Source organism: Mycobacterium marinum, assembly GCF_003391395.1.
GTDB classification, from domain to species: Bacteria; Actinomycetota; Actinomycetes; order Mycobacteriales; family Mycobacteriaceae; genus Mycobacterium; species Mycobacterium marinum.
Genome location: NZ_CP024190.1, coordinates 677035 through 690234, shown reverse-complemented (window position 1 = coordinate 690234; position 13200 = coordinate 677035). Strand labels below are relative to the sequence as shown.

The window sequence follows — 13200 nt, the reverse complement described above, 5'->3', positions numbered from 1 at the left end:
CGCGTCACCTCCTTACCTTCATGTCCATTTTTTGTTGTCGTCCTGATTCTGGGCCCTATTCAGCTGGGGCGTCGGCGTTATCGGCGGTGTCGGGTCGCCCGGCTTCGCCGCTATCGGCCGGCTGCTGAGTGGATCCCGCTTCGGAGGTGGCGTCGGCAATCGTTTCGACGACCGCGACCAGCGCGTTTCGCAACACGTGCTCACCGAGCTGGTAGCCCTGACGCATGACGGTGCCGATCACCGGTTTGGCGTCCTGCCCGCCGTCGCCCTCGTGTTGCACGGCCTCGTGGAGCACGGGGTCGAAGTCCTCGCCCTCGGCGCCAAACGACTTGAGCCCCAACCCGGTCAACACACTCATCATCTTGTCGGCGACCGCCTTGAGCGGACCGGAATCCAGGTCCCCGTGTTTGCGCGCCCGTTCGATGTCGTCGACGGCATGCAGCAATTCGCTGACCACCGAAGCCTTGGCCCGATCCGCGGCGGCCTGCTGATCGCGCAACGCCCGCTTGCGGTAGTTGGCGAAGTCAGCCTGCACGCGTTGCAGATCGGCGGTCAGCTCGGCGACTTTGGCGGCCGAACTGTCCGCGCCCGCCGGAGGCGTCCCTCCCGGCGTATCGCCGGGAGGGACGTGCCGGACTTCACCCGTCTCGGGATCGACCCGCCGCTTGTCGGTAACAGTTACCTGTTCCTGTGGATTGCCCTCGCTCACTTGGACTCCTGGTCGTCGTCGACCACCTCCGCGTCCACCACGTCGTCGGCGCCGGGCTCGGCACCGCCGGGTTGGCCGCCGGGTGCGCCTGCAGCCGCCGCGTCAGCCTGGGTGGCTTCGTAGATGGCCTGCCCCAGCGCCTGCGACTCCTGGCCGAGCTTCTCCATCGCCGACTTGATTGCGGAAATGTCGGTGCCGGCCAGCGCCGACTTGGCTTCCGCCACGGCTGCATCCACCTTGTTGAGCGTGTCCTCGGGAACCTTGGACCCGCCCTCGGCTTCGCGCTGTTCCTTGACGAACTTCTCCGTCTGGTAGACCAGCGTCTCGGCCTGGTTGCGGACGTCGGCTTCCTCGCGACGCTTGTGGTCCTCGGCGGCGTGCGCCTCGGCGTCCTTGATCATCCGGTCGATCTCGTCCTTGGACAAGCCCGAGCCTTCCTGGATTCGGATGGTGTTCTCTTTGCCGGTGCCCTTGTCCTTGGCCGTGACGTGCACGATGCCGTTGGCGTCGATGTCGAAGGTGACCTCGATCTGGGGCACACCGCGCGGGGCCGGCGGGATGCCGGTCAGCTCGAAGGACCCGAGCAGCTTGTTGTGCGCGGCGATCTCGCGTTCACCCTGATACACCTGGATCTGCACCGAAGGCTGATTGTCATCGGCGGTGGTGAAGGTCTCCGACCGCTTGGTCGGGATCGTGGTGTTGCGCTCGATCAGCTTGGTCATCACGCCACCCTTGGTCTCGATACCGAGCGACAACGGCGTGACGTCCAGCAGCAGAACGTCTTTCACCTCACCCTTGAGCACACCCGCCTGCAGCGCGGCGCCCACGGCAACCACCTCATCGGGGTTGACGCCCTTGTTGGGTTCCTTGCCGCCGGTGAGCTCCTTGACCAGTTCGGTGACCGCCGGCATACGGGTCGAGCCGCCGACGAGCACCACGTGGTCGATGTCGGACACCGAGATGCCGGTGTCGGCGATGACCGACTGGAACGGCTTGCGGGTGCGGTCAAGCAGGTCTTGCGTGATGCGCTGGAACTCGGCGCGGGTCAGCTGCTCGTCGAGGAACAGCGGGTTCTTGTCCGCGTCAACGGTGATGTAGGGCAGGTTGATCGAGGTGCTCTGCGAGCTCGAGAGCTCGATCTTGGCCTTCTCGGCGGCTTCCCGAAGCCGCTGCATGGCCATCTTGTCCTTGGTCAGGTCGATGCCGCTGGTGCCCTTGAACTTGTCGACGAGCCACTCGACAACGCGGTCGTCCCAGTCGTCGCCGCCCAGGTGGTTGTCACCCGAGGTGGCGCGCACCTCAACCACACCCTCGCCGATCTCCAGCAGGGAGACGTCGAAGGTGCCGCCGCCGAGGTCGAAGACCAGGATGGTCTGTTCCTTCTCGCCCTTGTCCAGGCCGTAGGCCAGCGCGGCCGCGGTCGGCTCGTTGACGATCCGCAGCACATTGAGGCCGGCGATCTGACCGGCATCCTTGGTGGCCTGACGCTGGGCGTCGTTGAAGTATGCCGGGACGGTGATCACCGCGTCGGCGATGTCCTCACCGAGGTAGGCCTCGGCGTCGCGCTTCAACTTCATCAGCACGCGGGCACTGATCTCCGGCGCGGTGTACTTCTTGTCATCGATCTCGATGGACCAGTCGCCACCCATGTGGCGCTTGACCGAGCGAATAGTCCGGTCGACGTTGGTCACCGCCTGGTTCTTGGCGGGCTGGCCGACCAGCACTTCCCCGTTACGAGCGAACGCCACGACGGACGGAGTCGTCCTAGAGCCCTCGGAGTTGGCGACGACGACAGGGTCGCCACCTTCTAGAACCGCGACGACGGAGTTGGTGGTCCCGAGGTCGATACCGACCGCACGAGCCATAGTGATTCCTCCTGAGTAGGTAGATCTTGTTACTGCACTATGCTGAGTGAACCCCGCTCAAGCCTGCTCCGGCCGCAGCAAGGCTGTCAACCTCAAGGTTGAGTATGGTTCGCTCAACTTGTCGAACATGTTAACGCCGGTCCTTCGCGTCTTGTTCCCGGGGGTACGTACTCCCCCATCCGGCCCGCCGCAGCGCATGGGTCGGAGTGAGCCCAGATGGCGAAATGTTCCGCGCTGGTTAACGCTGGGCCATCAGCGCAATCGTGCGCTAGCCTGACACCCATCCGTTGCTTGGGGGTGTTCGCGTCGACGCGTTCCGGGGAGCCATGACAGCAGGAGCTTGATGCCACCGCTAGACACCGCCGCGACCGCGAGACTCACCCGCGAAGACAGGGGCTATCACAAGTCCCTCAAGAACCGCCAGCTGCAGATGATCGCGCTCGGCGGGGCGATCGGGACCGGGCTCTTCCTCGGCGCGGGCGGTCGGCTCGCATCCGCAGGGCCCGGCTTGTTCCTGGTCTACGGGATCTGCGGCTTCTTTGTCTTCTTGATCCTGCGAGCGCTGGGCGAACTCGTCTTGCACCGCCCCTCGTCAGGATCTTTCGTGTCCTATGCCCGCGAATTCTTCGGCGAGAAGGTGGCCTTCGTCGCGGGCTGGATGTACTTCCTGAACTGGGCCATGACGGGGGTCGTGGACACCACCGCGATCGCCCACTACTGCCACTACTGGAAAGCGCTGCAATTCGTCCCGCAGTGGACATTGGCGCTGGTCGCGCTGGTGAGCGTGTTGTTGATGAACCTAATCTCGGTCAAGCTCTTCGGCGAGCTGGAATTCTGGGCCGCCCTGATCAAGGTGATCGCGCTGGTGATATTCCTGATCATCGGGTCGATCTTCCTGGCGGGGCGCTACCACGTCGACGGTCAGGAGACCGGGCTAGGGCTGTGGCGCAGCCACGGCGGATTCTTGCCGACCGGCCTGGTGCCGCTGGTGCTGGTCACTTCGGGGGTGGTGTTCGCCTATGCCGCCATCGAATTGGTCGGCACCGCCGCCGGAGAGGCGGCCGAGCCCGAGAAGATCATGCCGCGTGCGATCAACTCGGTGGTGTTCCGCATCGGGCTGTTCTATATAGGGTCGACCGTTCTGCTGGCCCTGCTGCTGCCCTACACCGCCTACCGTGAACACGTCAGCCCGTTCGTGACGTTCTTTTCCAAGGTCGGAATTGAGGGTGCGGGCAGCGTGATGAACCTCGTCGTGCTCACCGCGGCCCTCTCGAGCCTGAACGCCGGCTTGTATTCGACGGGCCGGATCCTGCGATCGATGGCCATCAACGGCAGTGGCCCTAAATTCACCGCGCCGATGTCGAAGAATGGGGTGCCATACGGCGGAATCCTGCTGACCGCCGGGATCGGCACGTTGGGCATCGTGCTCAACGCCGTCAAACCCAGTCAGGCCTTCGAGATCGTGCTGCACATCGCTGCGACGGGGGTGATCGCGGCCTGGGCCACCATCGTTGCCTGCCAGCTGCGCTTCCACCGGTTGACCATCAGCGGCGTGCTGCAGCGGCCGAGTTTCCGGATGCCGTGGTCTCCCTACAGCGGCTGGATCACGCTGGCTTTCCTCGCCAGCGTGCTGATCCTGATGCTGTTCGACGAGGTCTACGGTCGCTGGATGCTGGCCGCCATCTTGGTGGGTGTCCCCGCGCTGATCGGCGGTTGGTATCTGGTTCGAAACCGGGTAAAAGTGGCCGCCCGCGATACCCTCGAACCGGCCCAGCCGGAGAGTGGTCACACCGGTTTACCCATGTGATGCCCGCTGGGCTCCACCAGCCGCACGTCCGTCGTGGCCACCGCCGGTAGACCCGGGCATCCCCGCAACGCCGAAGCCGCGCCCACCGACGGCGCGGGGAATATTTGACCTTGGCAAGAACGCGAGCGCCCGCGGCGTCATCGGCTAACTGGCGACCTATCGTGATTTCGTCGACATGATCGACGGGAGATCGTTATGTCGTTTGTGGTTGCCACGCCGGAGATGTTGGTGGGGGCGGCGACGCAGATGGAGCGCATCGGCTCGGCGCTGGGCGCGGCCAATGTGGTGGCGGCGCCAGCGATCACGAGCGTGGTCGCCGCCGCCGAAGATGAGGTTTCGGCAGCCATTGCGTCGTTGTTTTCCGAGTGCGCCCAGGCTTACCGGGTGCTCAGCATCCATGCCGCGGAGTTTCATGGCTCGTTCGTGCAGGCCGTGAAGTGCGCAGCGGAACGGTATCAAGCCGCTGAGGCCGAGTTCTACGCCCTGCTTGCGGCCCGGCAAGCCGAGCGCGCGTCCCTTCCGAGCCCGCAACCAGACCCCAATCACGCCAGCCCCGCCGGTGGCGGCGGCTAGCGCCCACGAACCAGGTCAGACGGGTCGGTCAATGTCGCTGCCGCTGGCCAGATCAAGACAGTCAACGTTTTCGACGTCTCGCCGGGCAGCCAGGTAGGCGGCCGCGCCATGGTCGCCGGTCATGCGGGCCAGTATCTCCGGCCAGTGACGGCGGGCGATAACGACGGGGTGGCCGGGGCGATCCCCGAAGTACGCCCGCGCCAGACCGCTACTTGATCCCAACGCACGACCAACAACTCGTGCTACTACCGCCGCATCGACATCGGGTGTATCGATCACGTGCAATACGGCGTAATCGGCCTTCATCCGGTCGGCCTGCACCAAGCCGGCGCGAACCGACGCACTCAGGCCCTGCTGCCAATCCGGGGCGGTGACGGCGGTGACGCCCGATGGAACGGCCGCCGGGGCCGCGCCCAGCACCACCACCACATCGGCACAACCGCCGCCGCGCAGCGCGGCCACCGCGGTCTCCAGCCAACCCTCAACCAGAACTTTCGGCTTCCCGTAGCGCCGGCCGGCCCCCGCGGCCAGCAACACCGCTACGACGCGGGTCAGCTCGCACATCGCCGGCGACTATCAACTCCGATCACCACCACACCGCCCATGATGTCATCGCGCCCCCAACCTGCGACGGCACGCGCAATGGCGACTATCGACTACGGTAACGGCACTCTCCTATGATGACATTGAGCTTCTCATTGGGCGACAATCGGACGGAGCGGCATGACCCAAGACATGCAAGAGGCCCCCGCACCCCGGTACGCGGGGACCCGCGTACCGCGCGTTGAAGACGGCCGGCTGCTGACCGGTCACGGCAGCTTCGTCGACGACATCTCGCGGCCCGGCATGCTGCACGCCTGCTTCGTCCGCAGCCCCTTCGCCCACGCCCGGATCAACGGCATCGACACCACCGCGGCACTGGCCCTACCCGGCGTGCACGCGGTATTCACCGCGGCCGACCTCAACGCAGACGTCAAGGAGGCCTGGCACGCCGTCGCGGGCAGGGATGTTGCGGACACACCCCGACCGCCGCTGGCCGAGCGGGACGCGAAATTCGTCGGGGACCCAATTGCCCTGGTCGTCGCCGAGAGCCGCTATGTCGCCGAGGATGCGATCGAGCTCGTCGACATCGACTACGAACCGCTGCCCGCGATCACCGATTTCACCCGAGCCCAATCGTCGGATGTGCTGGTGCACGAGAGCTACCCCGACAATGTCGCGGGTGGCCTGGCCGGGGCGCCGCCCGACGAGCAGACCTTCGCCACATCGCCGTGCGTCGTGACCGAGAACATCTACCAGCAGATGTACGCGCCGGTGCCGATCGAGACCCGCGGGCTGGTCGCCGAATGGGCGCCCGCCTCCGAAGAACTCACCCTCTGGGCTTCCACCCAGACGCCCCATGAGCTCCGGGCATTCTGCGCACGCCTGTTAGGCATTGCCGCACAACGGGTTCGAGTCATCATGCGCGATACCGGCGGCGGCTTTGGCCAGAAGGTCGTCCCGATGCGCGAGGACATGTGCATCATGCTGGCGGCCCGCAAGGTACCCGGGGCGCTGAAGTGGATCGAGGATCGGCGCGAAAACCTGATGTCGGCCGGGCAAGCCCGCCACGTTGACGGCACCGCACGGATGGCCTTCGACAGCGACGGCAACATCCAGGCGGCCGATGTCGACTTCATCATGGACATCGGCGCGTATCCGACGCCGTACCCGGTGTTGACCACGGCCGCCATCGGCATGTTCTTCCCTGGGCCATACCGGATACCCAAAGCCAGCTTCAGCTACAAGACGGTCTTCTCCAACACCAGCGGGTTGGCCGCTTACCGAGGTCCCTGGCAATACGAAACGCTGGCGCGCGAGATCCTTCTCGACATCGCGGCCCGCAAGATGGGTATCGATCCGATCGAACTGCGCCGGCGCAATCTGCTGCGGCGCGAAGAAATGCCCTACGTCAACCCCAACGGCATGCCCTACGACCACGTCGCCCCGATCGAGACGTTCGAACAGGCCGTGAAAATCCTTGACTACGAAGGCTTTCGCCGCGAACAGCGAGAGGCGCTGGCACACGGCCGCTACCTCGGTCTCGGGCTTTCGGCCTACATCGAGCCAACCGGCGCCGCCACCGGCCATCTGGCCACCGAAGGGGCCACAATTCGCATGGAACCGACCGGCAAGGTCAACGTCTACGTCAACGGCGGGTCAAGCGGAAACAGCCTGGAAACCACCGTCATTCAGTTGACCGCCGACGCGCTCGGCGCCGATATCGATGACGTGGCCACGATCCAGGGCGATACCGCGATCACGCCCTACGGCGCCGGGACCCAAGGCTCCCGTAGCGGCCCGATGACCGCCGGAGCCGTCAACGAAGCGGGAAAGATCCTGCGCGAGAAGATCGTGGCGCTGGCCGCGCACCACCTCGAGGTGGCCGAATCCGAAGTGGAGTTGGCGCATTCGAAAGCAGCGGTGCGCGGCGATCCGGCAAGGCAGGTGACCTTTGGCGAGCTGGCCTATACCGCCTACTACTCGCCGCAGCAGTTGCCGTCAACGATATCGACCGAGTTGGAGGGGACCGCTCGGTTCAAGTCGCCCAATCCCATTCACTGGGCCAACGCAACACACGCCTGCACCTGCGAAGTCGATACCCAGACAGGCAAAGTCACGTTGCAGCGCTACGTGGTCAGCGAAGACGTGGGACCGATGATCAACCCCGCGGTGGTAGAGGGCCAGATCGCCGGCGGCACGGTGCAGGGCATCGGTGGCGCGTTGATGGAAAACCTCGCCTACGACGACGACGGAAACCCCCTGGCCACCACGTTTGTCGACTACCTGCTGCCGACCGCCACCGAGGTCCCACCGATCGAGTACGGCCACGTCGAAATACCCGGCCCGGGGCCGGGCGGCTACAAGGGCGCCGGCGAAGGCGGGGCGATCGGTTCCGCGCCTGCGGTCATCAACGCCATCAACGACGCCCTGGCACCGTTGGGGGTGACCGTCACCCGGTTGCCGGCCAGCCCCGCATCGGTGGCCTCGCTGCTGGCTGGAGCGTCCCGATGAAGCCGGCGTCGTTCGACTATCACCGCCCCGATACGGCCGAGGAAGCCGTGGGCCTCCTGGCCGAATTGGGTGAGGACGCCAAGATTCTGGCGGGCGGGCAGAGCCTGGTGCCAATGCTGTCGATGCGCCTGGCCTTCTTCGACCATCTCATCGACATTTCCCGGTTAGGGGAACTGCAGGGGATCCAGCTCCGTGACGATCAACTGTGGATCGGCGCGGGGACGCCAGACAGCAAGGTGGGGAACAATTCCCAAGTGCACCAGTCGGTTCCGCTACTAGCCCGGGCAACCCCCTACATCGGGCACTTTCAGATCCGCAACCGAGGCACGTTGGGTGGTTCGATCGCGCATGCCGATGCCGCGGGCGAATACCCGACGGTGGCGCTCACCCTCGATGCGGTCATGGAGGTGCTGTCACCGAGCGGATACCGCGAAATCCCCGCAGCGGAGTTCTTCACCGGGCTCTGGGAGACCGCGATGGAGCCCGATGAGGTGCTCACCGGGGTCCGCTTTCCCACCTGGACGGGCAAGTCCGGCTTCGCGATGCGGGAATTCTCGCGCCGGCACGGCGACTTTGCGATCGCCGGCGCGGCGGTCGCCGTCCAACTCGACGACGAGCACCGGGTATCGCGCTGCGCGATAGGGCTACTCGGCCTGGGCCCTACCCCTCGGCGGGCGACGGCGGCGGAGGCGGCCGTACTCGGCAAGCCGATCGACGAGCTGGTACCCGAGCAGATCGGCCAGAGCGCCATGTCCGGCCTGGATGACATTGCGTCCGATCTGCAGGGGTCAGCGTCCTACCGCGCCCAGGTGGGTGCGGTCATGACGGCCCGCGCCTGGTCGCGGGCCGTCCAGGAAGCGAACGCGGAGACCGCCCATGCATGAACGATCAGTCCAGTTGTCAGTCAACGGCAGTCGCGTTGCCGCCAGGGTCGAACCGCGGATGACATTGGCCGACTTTCTGCGGGAGAAGTGCGGACTCACCGGTACCCATCTGGGCTGCGAGCACGGGGCGTGCGGCGCCTGCACGGTGTTGGTGGGTGGCGAAGCCGTGCGCTCGTGCCTGCTGTTCGCGGTGCAGGCGGACGGAGCCGAGGTGACGACGGTGGAGGGTATCGCGTCAGCTGACGGCGAGCTCTCGCCGGTGCAGTCGGCTTTGCGGGAGTGCCATGGACTTCAGTGCGGCTTTTGCACCCCTGGTTTCGTCGTGTCGATAACCGCCCTGTTGCGCGACAATCCCGATCCCACCGACGAGCAGATACGTGAAGGCCTGTCCGGGAATTTCTGTCGTTGCACCGGCTACCAGGGTATTGTCGCGGCTACCCGACGGGCCTCGGAGCTGATGTCGCAATGATGGGCTGGTCCCAAGGTGCGTCACTGCGGTGACTTGCGTTCGCTCGTGCGTAATCTGAATTCTGATATCTGGATTTCTCGGGGAGTAACGCGTGCGTTTACCGCAAAAAACACGGTGGGGCCTGCTGGCCCTGTCGGCTGCTGCTGTGCTGGCCGCCGGGTGCGACGCCACCATCGACGGCAAGCCGATCGCTACTCCGGGAGCGGGGCCAACCGAGCCGTCTTTTCCGACGCGCCGACCAACGACGTCGCCGCCGACCAGCACGTCACCCAGCCAGCCCACGTCTCCGGCCAGCCCGACCTCGCCCGCCGGCGCCATCCCGTTGCCGCCCGACGACAACGGTTATGTCTTCATCGAGACCAAATCCGGCCAGACACGCTGCCAGATCAACCACGACAGCGTGGGCTGCGAAGCGCCGTTCACCAATTCCCCTATCAAGGACGGGGAGCACGCCAACGGTGTGCACATCACCTCGGCCGGCAACGTGCAGTGGGTGCTGGGCAACCTCGGCGCGATCCCGACCGTCACCATCGACTACAAGACCTATGACGCGCAGGGCTGGATCATCACCGCCACCACCGACGGCACCCGCTTCCAGAACAACGGCACCGGGCACGGCATGTTCGTCAGCATCGACAAGGTAGAGACGTTCTGACCTGACTGGCGCCGCGGCGTCAGTACCATCGGTTCCGTGGCACGCTACGGCCCACCTGACGACTTCCACAGCCAACCGACCCAATACGGCGGCTACCCAGCGGGCGGAAGGCCGCCGGCCGGTCCCCCACCGTCGCGGCCGGCGGGCAAGCAGTCCGGGCCACCCCCGCAGGCCCCGCCGGGCCCCGATTCACCCAATCCGTCCGAGCAGTTCGCATCCGCTGAGGGCTACGACCAGGAGAAGCCGGAGGCCGAGCCCAAGCCGTGGTATCGCAATCCGGTGACGCTGACCGGCTGGGCACTGCTGGTCATGATCCTGATCGCGCTGATCGTCTACGGCATCATCGAGCTGATCAGCGACCGGCAGGGCACCGGCAACCCGAGCACGACGACGCCTTCCACCACCACGTCGACCACCACCGCCGAGACGACCACCACAACCCCGCCGACCACCACGACGACAACGGTCGCGCCGGCCACTACCCCCCGGGTCCAGCCGCCACCCCAACAACCCACGCATCCCCCGACGCATCGCTTCCCGCATCTGCCGCCGCTGCCGTCTGTGATCACCATCCCGGGAGTGCCGACGACGATCACCCTGCCGCCCCACCTGCCCTAGCCGTCAATGCCCAGGCCGACCGGCTAGAGACGCAATTGGGCTACCGTCCGGTAACGAACCGCGTTGCTGCGGGGTCGGGCTGACCGCAGCGGCTACCATCAGCGGCCGTGGCAAGGCACGATCCGCCGGACTACGGCGCCGGTGATCCAACCGCGTACGGCAACTACGGCTACGGCGACCAAGGTGGCGGCTACGGCCAACAGCCACCGCCCGAACCCACCCCGGGGTGGCGCAAGCCCCTGGCGTTGGCGGGTTGGGGCGTGTTGATCGCGGTCCTGATCGGGCTGATCATTTTCGGCATCATCCAGCTTGCCCATGGTCGCCCCACCCCCGCGTCGGTGACCAAGACGGTGACCGCCACCATGACCACCACGACGCCGACCACCACCACCACGGCGCCGACCAAGACGACCACCACAACCACCACCACGACGACAACCACCACGACCACCACCACCACGACAACCACCACGACCACCACCACCACGACGCCGACCACCACCACGACGACCACCACGGCGCCGACCACCACGACGACGACCACGACAAACCCGATGTCCCCCGGAGCGATGCCAACTTTTCCTTCGCAGCTCACGCCGTCGATACCCACCGTGATCAATTTGCCGCCGGGCCTGTGAGCCGATTTCGCCGCATCGGCGGCGGCTATGGTGGGGAACGGCCAGCGGCCAGCGATCGCTGGCAAAGACAAGGGACACAGGGGTGTGGGATATGAGCGAGTCGCTCGGGCTGTCGATCGGGGTGGCCAACCTGGTCGCTACCCGGGCAGGCGGCGCCCCGCTGCGACGTGCTTCGGTGTTGCATCTGTTTCAGCACCAAGCGGCCGAAGTCGGTCTGCCAGAGGAAAACCCCGGTCTCGCCGGCGCTGGCCTGGTGCTACGGGGATTCGTCGAACGAGTTGGGGACCAGTCGCCGCTGATAGCGGCCGACGGCACCAAATACCTCGGCGAGGCGCTGGCCGTGCAAGCCCTGAGCGCGTTGGCGCGCACGGTCGGCTATGGTTCGCCGGTCACAATCGCCGCACCCGCGTATTGGTCAGGGGCTCAACTTGGCGCGTTGCGCGGGGCGTTGCTGACCGAGCCGGCCTTGGCACCCAACGGTGTTGCTGCGGCGGTGGTCTCGGATGCGGCGGCCGCACTGGCAGCGCTGCGGCCCACACCGGGATTCCCGGCCAGCGGCGTGGTGGCGCTGTGCGATTTCGGAGCCGGCGGCACCAGCGTAACGCTGGCCCAAGTTGGTTCGAGTCTTCAGCAGATCGGCCCGACCTTCCGGTACCGGGAGTTCTCCGGCGACGAGATCGACCAACTCATCTTGAGTCATCTCCTGACGGTCACCCCCGGTATCGACAGCGCCGAGGTTTCCGGTACGGCGACCAGCATGGGGTCGGTCACGCTTCTGCTCGGCGGGTGCCGGTTCGCCAAAGAACACCTGTCGGCGGCGCCGGTGGCCACCATCGCAACGGGCGCGGCGGGGCAGCCGGGTGCCGATATCAGGTTTTCCCGCAACGAGCTTGAACAGCTCATCACCCAACCCCTGGACCGATTCATCGGCTCGGTCGAAGACATGCTGCAGCGCAGCGGAGTGCCACGGCCCAGCCTGGCCGCGGTGGCGGCCGTGGGCGGAGGCGCTGCCATCCCGCTGATCGGCAACCGGCTGTCGGAACGCCTGCAGGTACCCGTATTCACCACGGCACAGCCGATATTCAGCGCGGCCATCGGCGCGGCGATGCTCGGCCAAGATCAATCGTCGGCCGGTGCTCCCACCGGCGCCGGGCCCGCGGTCGACATGCCAACCAACATTGTCGGCGCCGCCGGCACGATCGGCGCCATGACCGAGGTCTCGCCCACAGCGTGGGCGAACCAGGCCGGCAGTGCGGCGTCCTCCGAATCCGCCTCTGACAACGCCAAATCGGCGACATACCGAGCCCTCGCCTGGTCCCAGGACGCGGACACCGGCAACGAACCGGTGCCCTACACCGGCCCCGACGCCACCGGCGAATACGGCCGGGAGCCAGCCACCGACTACGCGCCCCGCTACGACTACCCCGATCAGGACCGCTACGCCGAGGCCGCCCCCTTGCCGTGGTACAAACGCGCGGCGGTGGTGTTCAGCCTGGCCGCGGCCGGGCTAGCCATCTTGGTCGCGGTGGTGTTGGGGCTGACGCTGGGCACGTCCAACAACAAGCCGGTCAACACCACGGTTCCGGCGCCCCCACCGGAACCCATCACGACGACGATCTTGGGGCCCAACAGCAGCCCCACCGTGACCGTGATAACCCCGACGCCGCCCTCCACGACCACCACGTCGCCGTCGGCGACCACCACGACCACCCAGCCCACCACTACGACCACGACCACGACCACGCCGACCACCACGACGACGACCACGACCACTCCCCCGACCACCACCACGACCACCCAACCGACCACCACCCGAACCACGACCACGCAGGCAACGACCACCGCCCCGCCGACCACCACCCAACAACCGTCGACGACGACGGCCGCGCCCATCACGCCGACCACCGAGGCGCCAGGGGCCTAGCCGG

Annotated in this window: 12 protein-coding genes; 9 read left to right on the top strand and 3 right to left on the bottom strand. The window is 66.3% G+C overall.

Annotation, left to right across the window (positions count from 1 at the left end):
- Positions 1–55: 55 nt before the first annotated feature.
- Together grpE and dnaK are read right to left on the bottom strand one after the other, a co-directional pair.
- Positions 56–709, bottom strand: coding sequence for a nucleotide exchange factor GrpE (gene grpE, locus CCUG20998_RS02950; RefSeq protein WP_020727962.1), 654 nt, complete (start codon positions 707–709; stop codon positions 56–58).
- Complete coding sequence (gene dnaK / locus CCUG20998_RS02945) at positions 706–2574, bottom strand: molecular chaperone DnaK (protein WP_020731635.1); 1869 nt, start codon at positions 2572–2574, stop codon at positions 706–708. Before dnaK ends, grpE begins: the two co-directional genes overlap by 4 nt.
- Before the next feature lie 343 nt (positions 2575–2917).
- Here dnaK and CCUG20998_RS02940 point away from each other — a divergent pair, with 343 nt between their 5' ends.
- Positions 2918–4381: an amino acid permease gene (locus CCUG20998_RS02940; RefSeq protein WP_020731634.1), complete on the top strand. Its 1464-nt coding sequence runs from the start codon at positions 2918–2920 to the stop codon at positions 4379–4381.
- A 195-nt stretch (positions 4382–4576) separates the two neighbouring features.
- On the top strand, positions 4577–4954 hold the full coding sequence (locus tag CCUG20998_RS02935) for a PE family protein (RefSeq protein WP_020731633.1): 378 nt from the start codon (positions 4577–4579) through the stop codon (positions 4952–4954).
- A gap of 15 nt (positions 4955–4969) precedes the next feature.
- Here the strand turns inward: CCUG20998_RS02935 and CCUG20998_RS02930 are convergent, their stop codons facing one another.
- Complete coding sequence (locus CCUG20998_RS02930) at positions 4970–5518, bottom strand: nucleotidyltransferase family protein (protein ID WP_015354336.1); 549 nt, start codon at positions 5516–5518, stop codon at positions 4970–4972.
- 159 nt (positions 5519–5677) lie between these two features.
- Between CCUG20998_RS02930 and CCUG20998_RS02925 the strand changes: the two genes are divergently transcribed.
- The 7 genes from CCUG20998_RS02925 (at position 5678) to CCUG20998_RS02895 (ending at position 13196) form a co-directional block, all read left to right on the top strand.
- Positions 5678–8008, top strand: coding sequence for a xanthine dehydrogenase family protein molybdopterin-binding subunit (locus tag CCUG20998_RS02925; protein ID WP_020731632.1), 2331 nt, complete (start codon positions 5678–5680; stop codon positions 8006–8008).
- Positions 8005–8892 carry an FAD binding domain-containing protein gene (locus tag CCUG20998_RS02920; RefSeq protein ID WP_020731631.1) on the top strand — a complete coding sequence of 296 codons (888 nt, stop codon included), beginning with the start codon at positions 8005–8007 and terminating at the stop codon, positions 8890–8892. Before CCUG20998_RS02925 ends, CCUG20998_RS02920 begins: the two co-directional genes overlap by 4 nt.
- Positions 8885–9361: a (2Fe-2S)-binding protein gene (locus tag CCUG20998_RS02915; RefSeq protein ID WP_020731630.1), complete on the top strand. Its 477-nt coding sequence runs from the start codon at positions 8885–8887 to the stop codon at positions 9359–9361. Before CCUG20998_RS02920 ends, CCUG20998_RS02915 begins: the two co-directional genes overlap by 8 nt.
- 91 nt (positions 9362–9452) lie before the next feature.
- Complete coding sequence (locus CCUG20998_RS02910; RefSeq protein WP_011738891.1) at positions 9453–10016, top strand: hypothetical protein; 564 nt, start codon at positions 9453–9455, stop codon at positions 10014–10016.
- Positions 10017–10052: 36 nt separating this feature from the next.
- Entirely contained in the window at positions 10053–10634 is a 582-nt protein-coding gene (locus CCUG20998_RS02905) for a hypothetical protein (protein ID WP_020731629.1), read from the top strand.
- Between the two features lie 107 nt (positions 10635–10741).
- Positions 10742–11272, top strand: coding sequence for a hypothetical protein (locus CCUG20998_RS28065; RefSeq protein WP_020731628.1), 531 nt, complete (start codon positions 10742–10744; stop codon positions 11270–11272).
- Positions 11273–11363: 91 nt separating this feature from the next.
- Positions 11364–13196 carry an Hsp70 family protein gene (locus CCUG20998_RS02895; protein WP_020731627.1) on the top strand — a complete coding sequence of 611 codons (1833 nt, stop codon included), beginning with the start codon at positions 11364–11366 and terminating at the stop codon, positions 13194–13196.
- Positions 13197–13200 lie beyond the last annotated feature (4 nt).

Excerpts from the sequence above, each read along its gene's own strand:
- dnaK (WP_020731635.1), bottom strand. The coding sequence starts at position 2,574 with ATGGCTCGTGCGGTCGGTATCGACCTCGGGACCACCAACTCCGTCGTC.
- CCUG20998_RS02940 (WP_020731634.1), top strand. The coding sequence starts at position 2,918 with ATGCCACCGCTAGACACCGCCGCGACCGCGAGACTCACCCGCGAAGAC.
- CCUG20998_RS02935 (WP_020731633.1), top strand. The coding sequence starts at position 4,577 with ATGTCGTTTGTGGTTGCCACGCCGGAGATGTTGGTGGGGGCGGCGACG.
- CCUG20998_RS02930 (WP_015354336.1), bottom strand. The coding sequence starts at position 5,518 with ATGTGCGAGCTGACCCGCGTCGTAGCGGTGTTGCTGGCCGCGGGGGCC.
- CCUG20998_RS02925 (WP_020731632.1), top strand. The coding sequence starts at position 5,678 with ATGACCCAAGACATGCAAGAGGCCCCCGCACCCCGGTACGCGGGGACC.
- CCUG20998_RS02920 (WP_020731631.1), top strand. The coding sequence starts at position 8,005 with ATGAAGCCGGCGTCGTTCGACTATCACCGCCCCGATACGGCCGAGGAA.
- CCUG20998_RS02915 (WP_020731630.1), top strand. The coding sequence starts at position 8,885 with ATGCATGAACGATCAGTCCAGTTGTCAGTCAACGGCAGTCGCGTTGCC.
- CCUG20998_RS02895 (WP_020731627.1), top strand. The coding sequence starts at position 11,364 with ATGAGCGAGTCGCTCGGGCTGTCGATCGGGGTGGCCAACCTGGTCGCT.